Raw genomic sequence first — 16,490 nt, forward strand, 5'->3', positions numbered from 1 at the left:
AAATTATTCGTATTGCACTCTAAAATAAGTGGCATTGACTACTTAAATAATAATTATGCAAAATATAGTAATTATTGCCCCTGCTATTGCACATGAAGGTATAACGAAACTAGTAGCTATCCAAATAATTGGGTTTTTGCAAAAGGGGATAAAAGTTAGTTTAATTGTTTTGGCTAAATCAGATATAGAGGGGCTTAAAGAGTTAAGTGTAGATGTGGATAAAATACCAATCCTGCAACTTCAACAATCAACTTCATATCTCTCGGTTAAGGCTTTAATAAATTCTATCAGAATCGTATTACCAATTATAAAGTTCCTGAGAAAGCAGGAAGTAGAGATTGTGATTGCTCATGCCCCTTATGCTCATTTTATTATGCGACTTGTAAAAATGGTGGCTAATGGTAAAGGACTCAGATTGATACAGTATTTCCATGGACTACAATACAGTGAGTACCCTATTAATACTTGGAGACGCCAAATTATAAACGGCTTGAATAAATGGATGGCAAGGCGCTTTGATGATAAACATATTTCTGTATCTGAGATAGTGAAAGATGAGATCAGCAATAATTTAACCAAGCATTGTGAGCATTACGTTGTTTATAATTGTTTAGTTGAAAATTACAGTTGGAATGAGAAAGCTGAACAAGAATGGCAACAGATTCAGCTGTTGTTGAATTTGGCTAAAGATAAATATGTTATGCTGCTTCCTAATAGAATTGATTACAATAAAGGTCAGCTCTTTTTTTTAAAAGTTTTAAAAGGCTTGTTGCAGTTAGGAATTATAAATTCAGGTAACCTGGCGGTCTTTATAGTTGGGGATGGTCCGCAAAGAAGGGAGGTAGAGCAACAGGTACAGGTGTTGGATCTTGGTAATATTGTGAGTTTAACCGGGATCTTGCCCAATGTGGTGGTGCAGAGACTTATGAAAGTAGTTGATTTAGTTGTAGTTCCATCTTTTTTAGAAGGGTTTTCATTTGCGGTATTGGAGGCTTTACAATCAAAGTGCTTGATTCTGGCTTCAGATGCAGGAGGGATAAAAGAATTGGTGCGTCATGAGGAAACTGGATTTTTATTTGAGACAGGAAACAAAGAAGACTGTCTCAACAAACTAATACATATTTATCAGAATAAGCATAGAGTACTCTTAAATTATAAGAAAATGGAGATTGATGTAAAGACTAAATTTTCTTTAGAACAACACTTAAACCAGCTTTTAAGAGCATTTAAGTCGTGAAGAATCAATTGGGTAAAAATGTTCTATTTATATGCTACTGGTCGTGGCATGATGGACTGACACGTTCTGCAGCAATGCCACACGTGCGTGTGTTGGATGAAAATCAGCGTATTAACAAGATACTGCTCGTTACTATTGAACGCGAGCATAATGTTGATTTTCCTATCATCAAGAAAGATATTGGTAAAATTGCCCATATTCCCTTATACCCTGATAATTTCAAGTTCAACTTACTTACAAAGATCAATGACTTTATTCGGTTTCCGAAGAAGTTAGTGAAATTAGTAAAGCAATATCAGGTAGATATTTTAATAGCCCACGGAGCACCTGCCGGAGCCTTGGCCTATAAAATATGGAAGCAAACCCAAATCCCTTTTTATGTAAGTAGTTTTGAACCTCATGCCGCTTATATGCTGGAATCCGGTGTATGGAGTAAGAGTGGCTTAAAATACAAATTTCAGAAACACTGGGAGCAGCAGCAGAAAAGGTTGGCAGCAGGCTTGTTGCCAGTTTCTGATCATTACAGACAAGTACTTGAGAAGGAGGGGGTGCCACCTGAGAAGTTAAAAACAGTTGCCTGCACCACCAGTTTACACCAATTTAATTTTCAATTATCTCATCGCCAGTTTATTAGGGAAAGACTACAATGGCAACAAGAGGTAATAGGCATCTATGTTGGTAAGTACGGAGGTTTATATTATGAACAGGAAGCTTTTGAAATTTATAAAACCTGCTTCGAACAAATATCTAGCTTCCGGCTACTCATTCTGTCTCCACAAAAGCAAGCAGACATAGAAGATAGTTTGTTGCAGCACCAGCTCGATCTGAAAATGGTAAAGGTCCTTTCTGTGCCGCATGAGGAAGTGCCTCAATACCTTTCTGCTGCAGATTTTGCTTTTGCTACGTACAAACCAGGGCCTTCAAAACAGTTTCTTTCTCCAGTTAAAATAGGTGAATACTGGGCTACAGGTCTGCCTGTGCTGCTTACTGAAGGAATCGGTGACGATAGCGATATTATTGAAAGAGAAGGAGGGGGCGCGTTGTTTAATTTAGGAGAAGCCGGTAGTGTAGAAAAAGCCATCCAGAAAATTCAGGATATAATAAAGCAGCCAAGGCACCGGGAACAGATCAGGGAGCTGGCTGTCAAATACCGATCTCAAGACCAGATCAGGAAAGCGTATGAATATTTTCTGGGAGAGCCGGAGGATGGAGAGTAAACGTGTACTTTTTGTAGTGCCATACCCGTTAGGGCAGGCTCCCTCGCAGCGGTTTAGGTTTGAACAATACCTGTCTTTGCTTCGCGAAAAAGGAATCTCCTTTGCCGTTTCCTCATTCTGGAGTTCTTCGGGTTGGGGTATTTTGTACCAGCAACAAAAATCTTTTCAGAAGCTGTTAGCGCTCTTATTTGGTTTCCTGCAGAGGTTGCTGCTCTTACCCCGGCTCCTGCGCTACGATTTTGTTTTTATTCATAGAGAAGCCACCCCTGTGGGGCCACCTTGGTTCGAATGGATGGCCGCAAAAGTGTTTCGCAAGAAAATTATTTTCGATTTCGACGATGCCATCTGGCTCCCCAATACTTCCGAAGGCAACCATATCGTTTCTAGGCTGAAGTGGCACCACAAAACAGCTTCTATCTCCAGGTGGAGCTATAAAGTGAGTTGTGGCAATAGCTACTTGCAGGCATACGCACTGCACTATAATAAGGCCGCTGTTGTACTGCCCACCACCATCGACACGGAACATCTGCATAAGGAACAGGAAAGCCAGCAAACTGCTACCATTACAATAGGCTGGACCGGTTCTCACTCTACGCTGCCTTACTTGTTGCTGGTGGAGCCTGTGTTGCAAAAACTGCAACAGCAATATTGTTTTGAGTTTATAGTGATAGCAGACAAGGACCCTGCTTTACAAGTTGCCACCTATCAGTTTGTTCGTTGGCAAAAAGAAACCGAGATAGAGGACCTGTTGCGGCTCAACATAGGTTTAATGCCGTTGCCAGATACAGAATGGGCAAAAGGAAAATGTGCTTTTAAGGCGCTCCAATACATGGCTCTAGGTATTCCGGCAGTGGTATCGGCGGTAGGAGCCAACACCACTGCTGTAGCCGAGGGCGTTACGGGTTATTGTTGCAGATCGTTGGAGGAGTGGTACCAGCGCCTGGAAGAGCTATTGGTAAACGCTACCTTACGTGAAAATATGGGTGCAGCAGGACGTAAACACGTGGAGGAGCATTACGCTGTGAAGGCAAACCGCCAAAAGTTCCTGCAGCTGTTCTCTTAAATCTTCTTGTTGTCTTTTAAAAAGGTGCGGGCCTCTTTAAAGTTAGCAGACTTTTTGTCGCTGTTGTTTATAACGATGGTATAATAGCGCTTCGCCTCCTTCATGTCTTTTTCCTCTCTGGCAATTCGGGCCAGGTTCAAAAACGAATTTATGTAATAACCAGAGTCTTTTTCGCCTGTTAACTCTGTGAATTTTATTACCTGGCGATAATGCACCTTCGCTTTGTTAAAATCTCGGTATTTATTTTGGTTAATATAGGCTAACACATAAGAGGCATAGCGCCCGCTAATGGCTTCGTAGCCCGGCATCTGATTATTAAGCTTGTCTAAAATGTCTAAAGACACGCGCTCTGCCATGGTAAAGTGGCCTTGCACAAACAGCAAGCGGGCATAGGTCCTGTGGAAATAGGCATTATCAGGGTAGCGCTGAATAAGATCCTGCGACACCCGCAGTGCATCTACCAGGTTCCCTTCTTCGTTGGCGTAAATACGCATCAAAAAAAACTTGGCTTCTGTAGCGGTATAAAAGCCATTGTTTGCCACGTGGCTCAGTTGCTTAATACCCAAGCGTTTGTCCCCACTTGGGAAGAAGGCAAGCACAGGGCGCAGGAGCTTATAATTTTCATGAATCCAGATAGAGTAGTAGTTAAAAAGCGCTTCTCCAAACAAAAACTCAGGGCTCAAACCATTGCCAGATTTAGCTTTTTCCATGTATTCGAGGGCACGCTTACTTGCTACAGTGGCCTTGCGCCAGTTGCTGCGCTCAGAGTGCAGACGGGCTTCAAAACCGTAGGCAGCAGCCAGAAAAAATGCAGCCTCAAAATTCTTGTTGTCTTTGCTGTAGAGCTTGTCTGCTTTTTGTACGGTGCTATCCATGTAAGCAAAAAACAGATCGTCGTATTGCATGGTCTGGATGTTGGTAGGTACAATTTTCCACCAGTTGCTCAGTCCCAGCAGGAAATAGGGCATGGGGTGCTCCGGGTAACGACGGCGAAGCGACTTAAATTGCTTTTCGGCGCGCTCATATTTGAAATTGTACATATTATCCACAGCGCCTTCCAATTCATACTGGATATCCTTGTTGATGAGCAGCATCCCTTTTACATTGCCTTCCGGCAGCACCTCCACCTCCGAAAAATCGTACTCTGCCATATAGATCGAGTCCAATTGCGTGGTGTCTGCCTGAGGCACCTGCTCCTGGGCAGAGGCAATGAGTGGAAAAAAGATGCTTGCAGCAACAATTAGGAATTTCTTCATGAAATAGAATACTATGCAGGTGTTTTCAGCAAAAATTTGTCTCAAATACTGAAAGCTTAAAAGTAACAACAATTATGCTAAATTTGAATGACAACTATTGAAATTTAATATGAATCTCCTGGAACAACTCTGTAAAATACATGCACCGGCTGGTAACGAAAAAATGCTATCCGACTTCCTGATAAACTATATTGAACAGCATAAAGTTCAGTGGAAAGTGAAACCGGAAGTGCTCTATGGGGACGAATTTCAGGACTGTATACTACTGGTGTTCGGCAAGCCCAAAACGGCCATTTTTGCTCACATGGACTCCATTGGCTTTACCGTGCGCTATGGCAACCAATTGGTAACCATAGGCGGACCCGATGTAAAAACGGGCTATAAATTAGTTGGCGAAGATGAGCAGGGGCCTATAGAATGTACGCTAACCTACGATGCCGAAGAAGGCGAATTAACTTATGAATATGCGCGTGAAATAGAACGTGGCACCGAATTAGTGTTCAAGTGCGATTTTCGCGAAACAGAGGAGTCTGTGCAGTCTTGCTACCTCGATAACAGGCTCGGCGTTTGGAGTGCGTTGCAGGTGGCCGAGACGCTGGAGAACGGCATAATTGCTTTTAGTTGCTGGGAGGAGCATGGTGGTGGATCTGTTTCTTACCTCTCACGGTACATGTATGAGCAATACGGAGTAAAACAGGGACTTATTTCTGACATAACCTGGGTAACCGAAGGTGTGCAACCTGGCAAAGGCGTAGTAATTTCCTTACGCGACAGCCTTATTCCGAGGAGGTCGTATGTGCAGCGGATTGTAGCTATTGCCCGTGAGGCAGGAGTGCCTTACCAACTGGAGGTAGAAGGAGGCGGAGGCAGCGATGCCAAAGAACTGCAGCGCAGCCACTACCCCTGGGACTGGTGCTTTGTAGGCGCACCTGAAGACAATGTGCACTCTCCAGATGAGATTGTGCACAAGGCTGATATTGCCAGCATGGTATCGCTTTACAAGGTGCTGATGGAAAAGTTGTAATAGGCCTTTGCCTAACATAAGTGAAAATGCCTCCAGAAGGGCATTTTCATTAGCATAATTGCTCCTTGTCTAGCCTGGCTTGTAAAAATATCCAGAGTGGGCACCTTGACACCTCTACTATCCCATCAAGTGAAAGCTGTGCAGCATCCGGGTGCCTGGAAAAGCCATGACGCTCTACATCCTTTTTTACCTGCGGAAGGCAGTTTTTATTACAATAATTCAGGCTGCTAATAGCAGTAGAACTAGCAAAACGTATGGCTGCTTATTATGGAACAAAACGTGAAATGGGAGCAGCCACAAGCTTTATAGGCTGCTATCGAGTTAATAGGTTGATGTTCAGGAGGTAGTGGTTTTATTTGTACAATTGAGGCCGTTGTAGGCTAACCTGCCTTCTATCTTTAGTTATAAATTACAGAAAGTATATATGAACTTGGCGGGAGTTCGTATAAGTGGGGTGTTAATGTGCTTGTACAGAATAGTTTGAGGAAAAGATGCATGTGAATATTAATGCTAACATTAGTTAGGATATTTCACTGCAAAATCTTTTCTTTAAAGAGTACATTTTACCACTCAAAACCACACTCTTTCTATATGGAAAATATCCTTTACGCAATTCCCGGTTTCGGATTAGCTGCCCTTCTGTACACTTGGTTCATGTCTGCCTGGGTCACAAAACAGCCTTCTGGTAACGAACGCATGAGCACCATCGCCAGGTACATTGCGGATGGTGCTATGGCATTTTTAAAGGCAGAGTACAAAGTGCTGTTCTATTTTGCTGTTATAGCATCGTTATTTCTTTTTTATTTAGGGTATACCAGTGAGCGATCGCATTGGCTCATTGTCGTTTCATTTCTTATAGGGGCTTTTTTGTCGGCTTTGGCAGGTTTTATAGGCATGCGCATTGCCACTAAGGCAAACGTACGCACAGCAGAGGCAGCCCGTAACAGTTTATCTAAAGCGCTGGAGGTTTCGTTTGCAGGCGGAACTGTTATGGGAATGGGCGTGGCTGGTCTGGCGGTGCTGGGGCTGGGGTCGTTGTTTATTGTGTTTTACTACATGTTTGTGCAGAGTACAGGTGCCAGTGTGAACGGACTGGAGATGGAACGGGCTCTGGAGGTACTCACCGGTTTTTCATTAGGTGCAGAAAGTATTGCCCTATTTGCTCGTGTAGGTGGCGGTATCTATACCAAGGCAGCCGATGTGGGCGCTGATCTGGTAGGCAAAGTAGAAGCGGGCATTCCGGAAGATGACCCTCGAAACCCCGCTACCATTGCCGACAACGTAGGCGATAACGTAGGCGATGTGGCAGGTATGGGGGCTGACCTTTTTGGCTCCTATGTGGCCACTATTCTGGCAACTATGGTGCTGGGCCGGGAGGTAGAAGTAACCGACAATTTCGGAGGCCTTTCACCTGTTATTCTGCCTATGCTCATAGCAGGTCTGGGAATTGTTTTCTCGCTCATCGGGATGCTATTTGTACGGGTAAAAGAAGGCGGCAACGTGCAGGCAGCTCTTAACCTTGGCAACTGGATATCTGTTATATTAACAGCTGTTGGCGCTTACGTAGCCATACACTGGCTCCTGCCAGAGAATCTTTCGCTTCGTAACTTCGAGTTTACTGCTAACGGTGTGTTTCTGGCGGTGCTGGTAGGCCTGGTGGTAGGGGCGCTAATGAGTATTATTACCGAATACTACACAGCCATGGGCAAAGGCCCTGTTAATTCTATTGTACAGCAATCGTCTACGGGGCATGCAACAAATATCATTGCCGGTCTGGCTGTGGGCATGCACTCTACCGTGCTGCCTATTATTGTACTGGCTGCCGGTATTGTACTCTCGTATGCCGCCGCCGGACTTTATGGAGTAGCTATTGCAGCAGCCGGCATGATGGCCACCACCGCCATGCAGCTTGCGATAGATGCCTTTGGGCCAATAGCTGACAACGCCGGTGGTATCGCCGAAATGAGCGAACTGCCAAAAGAAGTTCGCGGGCGTACCGACATTCTGGATGCAGTGGGCAACACTACTGCCGCTACAGGTAAAGGCTTTGCTATTGCCTCTGCTGCGCTTACCTCTTTGGCGCTTTTTGCGGCCTTTGTAGGTATTGCCGGTATTTCCAGCATCGACCTTTACAAAGCACCCGTGCTGGCAGGGTTGTTTATAGGTGCCATGATTCCCTTTATCTTCTCAGCGCTGGCCATAGCGGCTGTAGGCAGGGCGGCCATGGCTATGGTGCACGAGGTACGCAGGCAGTTCCGCGAGATTCCGGGAATTATGGAAGGAACCGGTATGCCTGAATACGATAAGTGTGTGGCCATCTCTACCAAAGCCGCCATTCGCGAAATGATGCTGCCGGGAGCCATTGCGCTTATTGTGCCCATAATTGTAGGTTTCGGTTTCAGAGGTGTTTTTGAAGATACCTCTTCTCCTGAGATTCTGGGTGGCTTGCTGGCCGGCGTAACCGTATCGGGCGTGCTCATGGCCATGTTCCAATCTAATGCCGGTGGTGCCTGGGATAACGCTAAAAAATCCTTCGAAAAAGGAGTGGAAATAAATGGCAAAATGGAGTACAAAGGTTCAGACCCGCACAAAGCCTCTGTTACCGGCGATACTGTAGGAGACCCTTTTAAAGATACTTCCGGGCCTTCGATGAACATTCTCATCAAGCTCATGTCTATTGTGTCGCTGGTAATTGCGCCGCACATTGCCCTCGAACAGGCACCTCCTATACCGGAACGTCCTATCGAGATAAACATGGAAAACCAGCAGCAGGCCCCCATTACCAACACGAAGCAACCTGAGGCTGCTCAAACGGTGGCTGTTTACGGTGCAGCAAACTAGCACACATAAACCAGAGAATGAAGTACACTTAAGCCCGGCAGAAGGCTTAGGCAGGAGTTGATAGACGATACATCAATTACAGCGGCTGTTTCTTTGTTATCCTTACTCATAGGCAATTTCTTTTTGCCGCAGGTGGTAGAAGAGGTTTAAAAACGAACAAAGGTTCTTTCCGTATGCAAGTGCATCGCAAAATATCAACTCCGGCTAAGCTCAAAGTTGGGCTTATTTTTATTTATACTTACCTTTGCTTAGATCATCAATTTAAGCCCATGGAACCTCGCATAGTTACCTTGCACGATAGCCAGTTTAGCACCTACCTTTCTGAGGAAGAAATTATTGCACGCATTCAAATACTGGCCGATCAGATTAATCAGGACTATGAAGGAAAGAATCCTTTGTTCCTGGCTGTCTTAAATGGTTCTTTCATGTTTGCGGCTGACCTCCTGAAACGGGTAACTGTGCCTTGCGAAATAGCTTTTGTGCGGCTTTCGTCTTACCAGAATATGCAAAGTACCGGTAAGGTAAAAGAGGTGCTGGGCTTGGTAGACGACATTAAAAGCCGGCATGTGATCATACTCGAAGACATAGTAGACACCGGACATACCTTAAAAGGCCTGGAGCAACAGCTCCTGGAGAAAGAGCCAGCTTCTTTAGAGGTGGCTGCCTTGCTTGTAAAGCCTGAGTGCCTGCAGCATCCTCTGGAGCTAAAATACATAGCCAAAAATATTCCGAATGATTTTGTGGTAGGCTACGGGCTTGATTATAATGGAATAGGACGTAACCTGCGCGATATTTATAAGATCGTTTCCTAGTACAGGCTTCACTAATGGAAGAGCAGCAAGAGCAAATTATAGTTTTTGCGCATGTTCTCTCTAAAAAACGAACAAATTTTTAATTTTATACTTACTTTTGCCTTTTACATTCACGAAAAGATATGCTCAACATTGTTTTGTTTGGCCCTCCAGGAGCTGGAAAGGGAACACAAAGTCAGAAATTAATTGAAAAGTACAACCTTATCCACCTCTCTACCGGAGATTTGTTACGATCAGAGATAGCGGCTGGTTCTGAGCTTGGGCTCAAAGCCAAGTCTTTGATGGATAACGGGTTACTGGTTCCTGATGAAGTGGTAATCGGTATGATTGCAAACAAAGTAAGGGAGCACGGGAATGCTGCAGGTTTTATTTTTGATGGTTTCCCACGCACAGTGCCGCAGGCCCAGAGCCTCGACAAACTGCTGCAGGAACATGGAACAGAAATTTCGGCCATGCTTGCCCTGAAGGTAGACGACGAAGAGCTGACAAACCGTTTGTTACTTCGTGGCCAAACCTCAGGCCGCCCAGACGATCAGAACGAAGAGCTGATTCGCAAGCGCGTGCAGGAGTACAACACCAAAACAGCTCCTGTGGCAGATTACTACGCTGGCCAGAGCAAATTTTTTGCTGTGGATGGTATCGGCGAAATAAACGAAATATTTGCACAGCTTTGCAAGCACATCGATAGCCTGACACAATAGTCACAGCGCACCTAATTAAATAGTTTCATAGTTTTAAATACCAGTATTGGCATCATCAAACTTCATCGATTACGTTAAGATCTGCTCGCGCTCCGGCCGTGGCGGTGGCGGCTCCGCACATTTGCACCGCGACAAAAAGACTGCCAAGGGAGGTCCCGATGGCGGCGACGGCGGCAGAGGCGGGCACGTTATTCTGCGCGGCAACTCACAGCTCTGGACCCTGCTGCACCTGCAGTACCGGAAGCACGTGATTGCCGAAAACGGACTTAACGGCGGCCCCGACCACTCCTCAGGAGCGCAAGGCCACGATGAGGTGCTGGAGGTTCCTTTAGGTACTATTGCCAGAGATGCTGAAACAGGAGAGGTAAAGTGCGAGATTACGCAGCATGGCCAGGAAATCATACTGACACCAGGTGGCCGCGGTGGATTAGGCAACGCACACTTTAAGTCGCCTACCAACCAAACCCCCCGTTATGCACAACCTGGCGAACCGGGCATAGAGGAGTGGGTAGTACTGGAGCTAAAACTGCTGGCCGATGTAGGTCTGGTTGGTTTCCCAAATGCGGGTAAATCTACGCTGCTCTCAGTTGTATCGGCGGCCAAACCTAAAATTGCCAACTACGCCTTTACCACACTGGCACCTAACCTGGGAGTAGTGGCGTACCGCGACTACAAATCGTTTGTAATGGCCGATATTCCGGGCATTATCGAAGGGGCTTCTGAGGGCAAAGGATTGGGGCTACGCTTTTTGCGCCACATAGAGCGGAACTCCATGCTGCTTTTTATGGTTTCTTGTGATAGTGCCGATATTGCCGACGAATACAACGTGCTGTTAAAGGAACTGGAGAAGTACAACCCGGAACTGCTGGACAAAAAGCGAATTCTGGCTATTACCAAAACAGACATGATCGACGAGGAACTGGAGGCTGAAATAAGAGCCACCTTGCCAGAAGGCCTCCCAACCGTTTTTATTTCCAGCATTACGCAGAAAAATATCGGAACGCTCAAAGACTTGATCTGGCAGGCACTCAATAGCTAATACAATTATCAGCAAATACGCTTTAATCGGTAGAGGCTTTTACAGCTATCTACCGATTTTTTTATAACCAGGGCAAAACTGCCAAGCTTGTGTGTAAAGAGCCGGCGCAGAAGCTCAAATAGTTTAAGAGCGCAAGCTTATGTAGTGCTGAGAGCGGTAAAATTTACGACTGCATGAAGCTACAGCTTGTAGCCGCTGTTACAAAATCAGAAAAAGTATTAGGCACCAGAGAGGTTCGGTTGTGTCAGTCTGTCACAGAGGCAGGTTTGGCAAGTTAATTGAAAAGGAAAGGGTGACTTATCAACCTAAATTTATAAGGCATTATGTCAGATAAAAAAAACAGAAAAGAGCAACATAACGAAGAATTGAACGACGTTACTGCCAATCTGGAAGAAAACGGACAGGAGCAGGCGGAGGCAGACGAGCAGTCTGATCTATCTACCGAAACAGAGAATACTGATTCTGCTGCCATAGAGCTGGCAGAAATGAAAGATAAATACATCCGCCTGATGGCAGAGTTTGAGAACTTCAGACGCAGAACTGCCAAAGAGCGCATAGACCTTTCTAAAACAGCTACACAGGATCTGATGAGCAACCTGTTGCCTGTACTGGACGATATGGAGCGCGCCAAGCAATCTATAGAAGGAGTTCAGGATGTAAACTCTATTTTAGAAGGCCTGGAGCTTGTTTTCCATAAGCTGCAGCATGTGGTGCAGCAAAAAGGTCTTAAAGTAATAGAGATAAACGTGGGCGATAGTTTCGACAGCGACTTCCATGAAGCTGTTACACAAATTCCGGCTCCTTCAGATGACCTAAAAGGTAAGATTATAGATGTTATTGAAAAGGGATACACTTTAAATGAGAAAGTGATCCGTTTCGCAAAAGTAATTATAGGAGCTTAAGCAATGGCTAAGAGAGATTATTACGAGATTTTGGGAGTAAGTAAGGGGGCTACTCAGGAAGAGATAAAGAAAGCTTACCGCAAAATCGCTATCAAGTTTCACCCCGACAAAAACCCGGACGATCCTACTGCCGAAGACAAGTTTAAAGAAGCGGCAGAGGCTTATGAGGTGTTGAGCAACGAACAGAAGCGTCAGCGTTACGACCAGTTCGGGCACCAGGGCATGAATGGCGGCTTCGGTGGAGGTGGCGGCATGAACATGGACGATATTTTCTCCCAGTTCGGCGACATTTTTGGCGGAGGCGGCAGCCCGTTCGAAAGCTTTTTTGGCGGTGGCAGACAAGGTGGCGGTGGCCGACGCACCCGTAAAGGCTCTAACCTGCGCATTAAGCTTAAACTGAACCTCGAGGAAATTGCCAACGGTGTTGAGAAAAAGATCAAGGTAAAACGCCATGTAGCCTGTGGTACCTGCGGTGGCAACGGTGCTAAAAACGGCACCGACATGCAAACCTGTAACTCGTGCCAGGGCTCTGGCCAGGTGCGTAAGGTGGTTAATACCATGCTGGGCCAAATGGTTTCTACGGCTACCTGCCCAACCTGTAACGGCGAAGGCAGAATAGTAACCAAGAACTGCGAAGTGTGCCATGGGAGTGGCCGCGAACTTCAGGAAGAAGTAATTGCCATAAATGTGCCGGCTGGCGTAATGGATGGCATGCAACTTTCAATGAGTGGCAAAGGCAACGTGCCAGAACGAGGCGGCGTGCCAGGTGACCTCCTGATTCAGATCGAAGAAGAGGCGCATCCAACCCTGAAGCGTGATGGCAACAATGTTATTTTCGATCAATACATCAGCTTTGTAGATGCAGCCCTCGGAGCCGACATCGAAGTGCCGACTATAACAGGCAAAGTTAAAGTGAATATCAAGCCAGGCACGCAAAGCGGCGAAATTTTCAGGCTACGCGGCAAAGGCATTAAAGACATAAACGGGTACGGCAAAGGCGATCAGCTGATTCATATCAATGTCTGGACACCAAAGTCGTTGAGCAGCGAGGAGCGTGCCGCTCTGGAACGCCTCCGCGACTCAAATAACTTTACGCCGCATCCTGGCAAAAACGACAAAGGATTTTTCGAGAAAGTGAAAGATTACTTTCAGTAAAATTTTAAATAACAACTGCCAAAGTAGCACCAGGAGCCTGCCTTTTATCTAAAGGGCAGGCTTTTCTGATTAAAAACAGCCTGTGATTTTCTTAAAGCCATGATAAGACCCTGACTTCTAACTGGTGAAAACTCCTTTCGGAGGGGTTTTTCATTGGAATAATTTATTTGTGCGGTAGTAGCAAAAAAATTTGTTCTCTGTCATTCCTCGCTCCATTTGTCATCCTTTAGGGATCTTGTGGGCAAGATCCATCAGCAGTGGCAACTCTGAGTCTAAGTTCGCATAGCTGCTGCTAAAGTACTGTCTGTAGCTGTTTGCTTCATAGCTTTTGTCTTTGTTCTTTTTGTCTTGATACCATAGCTGTCAGCCTAAGAGGAAGGGCACACATTAATCGAGGGCCCCTTCTCCAGCCTTGAGTACTCAGAGCCCCAGCTATGGAACAAAGTGGTGTAGGGGCATCGGATAAAGCGGGTACCAGAAGTGTTGGAGCCAAAGTAATATTAGCGTAAGATCAATAAGAATAGCATTCGGCATACTTATAGTATCTGCTATCTTAATTGCCGCAGGTATTGCCGCATCAGCAGAATAAAAGTATTTTTACCTAAACTAACACGTAATACTTTGAGCATCCTGAAAATTGATGGCGTTTCCAAGCGCTACGCCAATCATACCGCCCTCGACAACGTCAGTTTTGTAATACCGACTGGTTGTATTTTCGGTTTGCTGGGGCCTAACGGAGCCGGTAAAACATCCCTGATCCGGATAATAACCCAGATTACAGGAGCCGATACCGGCGAAATTTTGTTTAAAGGTAACCGACTCAAACCTGACCATATCCGCGAAATGGGTTATTTGCCAGAGGAGCGGGGCTTGTATAAAAAGATGAAGGTAGGGGAGCAACTGCTGTACCTGGCACAACTAAAAGGCTTAACCAAAGCAGACGCAACAGAGCGTATTAAAGGCTGGATAGACCGCCTCGAAATACGCGACTGGGTAGGCAAGAACATAGAAGATCTCTCAAAGGGCATGCAGCAAAAGGTACAGTTTATCGCAACGGTGCTGCACGAGCCCTCGCTAATCATTCTCGATGAGCCTTTCTCCGGGTTCGACCCTATCAATGCGAATCTAATTAAGGACGAAATACTGCGGCTCCGCGAAAGAGGAGCTTCCATTATTTTCTCGACGCACCGCATGGAGTCGGTGGAGGAGCTCTGCGATAACATTGCGCTCATAAACCGTTCGCATAAAGTGCTGGACGGGTCTGTAAAAGAAATAAAAGAGGCCTACAAAACTGATACTTACCAGGTTATAGGCAACGGCAAGTTACTAATCCTGACGCCGGACTTTCAGGTACTGGAGCAGCACGAGAACCATGGCGTGTTCCGGGCTTCTATCAAACTCCTGAACGGCACGCAACCCAACGACCTGCTCCGGTACCTGGTGGAGCGGGTAGAGGTACATTCCTTTATAGAGCTGGTACCAAGCATAAACGATATCTTTATCAGAAAAGTAAAAGAAACACACCATGCATAAAATCTGGTTGATTATTCAGCGGGAGTACCTGACGCGTGTCCGGAAAAAGAGCTTCATTATTATGACCTTTCTGACGCCGCTTTTACTGGCTGCCTTTATGATAGTGCCTGCCTTACTGGCCACTGTGTCGAGCAGTTCGGATGTGGTGATGGTGCTGGACGAAAGCGGCCTGTTTACAGACAAGCTGGAGACAAAGAAAGACCTGCAGTTTATTCCGATACAAGGCGACCTGGAGAGTGCAAAGGAGCTGTACCGCGAAACAGGCAACACAGCACTGCTGTACATCCCGAAGATGGATATCAATGATCCGCAGGGCTTTAAAGTCTATTCTAAGAAGAACACCAACATACAGACCAAGGCACGGCTGGAGAATATGCTGGAGAAGGAGATTGAGAACCAGCGGTTTATTGCCTCAGGCATAGACCGGGAGCAACTCAACAAAATGAAAGCCGATATTTCGATTACTACCGTTAACCTCAGCGACGAAGGTGAGCGCGATAACAACGCCTGGGTAACGTCCGGGGCTGGCATTGTAGCAGCTGTCATTATCTACTTCTTTATTTTTATGTATGGCGTGCAAATTATGCGCGGCGTTATAGAAGAAAAGACGAACCGGATTGTGGAAGTTATCATTTCGTCGGTAAAGCCATTTCAGCTGATGATGGGCAAAATAGTGGGCATTGCCGCTGTGGGGCTTACGCAGTTTCTGCTTTGGGTTATTTTATCGATGGTGGTGGTAACGGGAGTGCGGGCCGCCTTTGGCATAAATCCTGCGCCTTCGCCTGCTGAGCAAATGATGTCGGGAAGGGTAGCAGGTGCTGATCTGACTGAAGAGGAGCAGGCAGCCGAGGAAAGCAATACCAAAGAGGTAATGGGCACTACTCTTAGCGCCCTCAGCAACCTCAACATACCGCTTATTCTGGGTACTTTCCTGTTCTACTTTCTGGGAGGCTACCTGCTGTACGGCTCTCTCTTTGGAGCTGTGGGAGCCGCTGTAGATAATGAGACCGATACCCAGCAGTTTATGTTTCCCATTACCATTCCGCTGGTGATCTCCTTTATACTATCGTACTCGGTGGTGCTGCAGAACCCTGATGGACCGGTTGCTTTCTGGTTGTCTGTTATTCCACTTACCTCGCCTATTATTATGATGGTGCGTGTGCCGTTTGGGGTGCCGACATGGGAGCTATTGGTTTCGATGGGAGCTCTGATCCTGGGCTTTATCTTTACCACCTGGATTGCCGCCCGTATCTACCGAGTTGGAATTCTGATGTATGGCAAAAAAGTAAGTTACCGGGAGTTGTCGAAGTGGCTGTTTTATAGAGTGTAATTTTAAATGTGAACAAGAGTTCTTGCTACTTCTGAAGAATAATTTATTTAAAAAGAAAACCGGCCCTTAGTAAGCCGGTTTTCTTTTTAAATAATCTTGATAAAGAATATTTAAACTTAATTCCCGACATTAAATCAGAGCCGTTAAATTTTTCTAATGAATTTGCCCTTTCGGGGGTATTTTGGGTTCGGTAAGACTATGGCTTTTGCTGAGTGTCTGGTTCTGGCTATTTACCTCCCTGTCATCCTGAAAGGATCTTGTGGGCGAAATGCATCAGCTATTACTACCTGCTTTTAAGTCTAAGTTCCCATAGCGGCTTTTCTTGCTGTGACAGTGACGTGACTTGTTGCATTGCCTGCTTTCCTGTTCTTTTTGTCTTG

At 45.8% G+C, this 16,490-nt stretch carries 13 protein-coding genes; 12 read left to right on the top strand and 1 reads right to left on the bottom strand.

The window, feature by feature from the left end; all coding sequences use genetic code 11:
• The first annotated feature begins 55 nt into the window (after positions 1-55).
• From ACMA1I_RS15445 to ACMA1I_RS15455, 3 genes are read left to right on the top strand one after another with little or no spacing between them, the layout of a single operon-like run.
• The gene (locus tag ACMA1I_RS15445) at positions 56-1,237 is read left to right on the top strand and encodes a glycosyltransferase family 4 protein (protein WP_337069299.1); all 1,182 of its coding nucleotides are present in this window, start codon (positions 56-58) and stop codon (positions 1,235-1,237) included.
• Complete coding sequence (locus ACMA1I_RS15450; protein WP_337069300.1) at positions 1,234-2,454, top strand: glycosyltransferase; 1,221 nt, start codon at positions 1,234-1,236, stop codon at positions 2,452-2,454. Before ACMA1I_RS15445 ends, ACMA1I_RS15450 begins: the two co-directional genes overlap by 4 nt.
• Positions 2,417-3,517: a glycosyltransferase family protein gene (locus ACMA1I_RS15455; RefSeq protein ID WP_337069301.1), complete on the top strand. Its 1,101-nt coding sequence runs from the start codon at positions 2,417-2,419 to the stop codon at positions 3,515-3,517. The genes ACMA1I_RS15450 and ACMA1I_RS15455 overlap by 38 nt, the downstream gene beginning before the upstream one ends.
• Here the strand turns inward: ACMA1I_RS15455 and ACMA1I_RS15460 are convergent.
• Positions 3,514-4,773: a tol-pal system protein YbgF gene (locus tag ACMA1I_RS15460; RefSeq protein WP_337069302.1), complete on the bottom strand. Its 1,260-nt coding sequence runs from the start codon at positions 4,771-4,773 to the stop codon at positions 3,514-3,516. The two genes, ACMA1I_RS15455 and ACMA1I_RS15460, sit on opposite strands and share 4 nt — an antisense overlap.
• 109 nt (positions 4,774-4,882) lie before the next feature.
• On the opposite strand from ACMA1I_RS15460, the gene ACMA1I_RS15465 reads away from it, so the two are divergent.
• The 9 genes from ACMA1I_RS15465 to ACMA1I_RS15505 all read left to right on the top strand — a co-directional run bounded on the left by ACMA1I_RS15465 (position 4,883) and on the right by ACMA1I_RS15505 (position 16,110).
• Positions 4,883-5,797 carry a M20/M25/M40 family metallo-hydrolase gene (locus ACMA1I_RS15465; RefSeq protein WP_337069303.1) on the top strand — a complete coding sequence of 305 codons (915 nt, stop codon included), beginning with the start codon at positions 4,883-4,885 and terminating at the stop codon, positions 5,795-5,797.
• A gap of 591 nt (positions 5,798-6,388) precedes the next feature.
• Positions 6,389-8,638, top strand: coding sequence for a sodium-translocating pyrophosphatase (locus ACMA1I_RS15470; protein ID WP_337069304.1), 2,250 nt, complete (start codon positions 6,389-6,391; stop codon positions 8,636-8,638).
• A 269-nt stretch (positions 8,639-8,907) separates the two neighbouring features.
• The gene (gene hpt / locus ACMA1I_RS15475; protein ID WP_337069305.1) at positions 8,908-9,450 is read left to right on the top strand and encodes a hypoxanthine phosphoribosyltransferase; all 543 of its coding nucleotides are present in this window, start codon (positions 8,908-8,910) and stop codon (positions 9,448-9,450) included.
• A gap of 122 nt (positions 9,451-9,572) precedes the next feature.
• Positions 9,573-10,151, top strand: a complete 579-nt coding sequence (locus ACMA1I_RS15480; protein ID WP_337069306.1) for an adenylate kinase — start codon at positions 9,573-9,575, stop codon at positions 10,149-10,151.
• 46 nt (positions 10,152-10,197) lie between these two features.
• Positions 10,198-11,190, top strand: coding sequence for a GTPase ObgE (gene obgE / locus ACMA1I_RS15485; protein WP_337069307.1), 993 nt, complete (start codon positions 10,198-10,200; stop codon positions 11,188-11,190).
• A gap of 323 nt (positions 11,191-11,513) precedes the next feature.
• A complete protein-coding gene (locus ACMA1I_RS15490; protein ID WP_337069308.1) occupies positions 11,514-12,092 on the top strand; it encodes a nucleotide exchange factor GrpE in 579 nt (192 codons plus the stop codon).
• Between the two features lie 3 nt (positions 12,093-12,095).
• Positions 12,096-13,247: a molecular chaperone DnaJ gene (gene dnaJ / locus ACMA1I_RS15495; RefSeq protein WP_337069309.1), complete on the top strand. Its 1,152-nt coding sequence runs from the start codon at positions 12,096-12,098 to the stop codon at positions 13,245-13,247.
• A gap of 621 nt (positions 13,248-13,868) precedes the next feature.
• On the top strand, positions 13,869-14,780 hold the full coding sequence (locus ACMA1I_RS15500; RefSeq protein WP_337069310.1) for an ATP-binding cassette domain-containing protein: 912 nt from the start codon (positions 13,869-13,871) through the stop codon (positions 14,778-14,780).
• Positions 14,773-16,110 (top strand): ABC transporter permease, encoded by a 1,338-nt coding sequence (locus ACMA1I_RS15505; protein ID WP_337069311.1) that lies wholly within the window; start codon positions 14,773-14,775, stop codon positions 16,108-16,110. The genes ACMA1I_RS15500 and ACMA1I_RS15505 overlap by 8 nt, the downstream gene beginning before the upstream one ends.
• Positions 16,111-16,490 lie beyond the last annotated feature (380 nt).

This window comes from Pontibacter sp. 13R65, assembly GCF_047525655.1.
Lineage (GTDB): Bacteria > Bacteroidota > Bacteroidia > Cytophagales > Hymenobacteraceae > Pontibacter.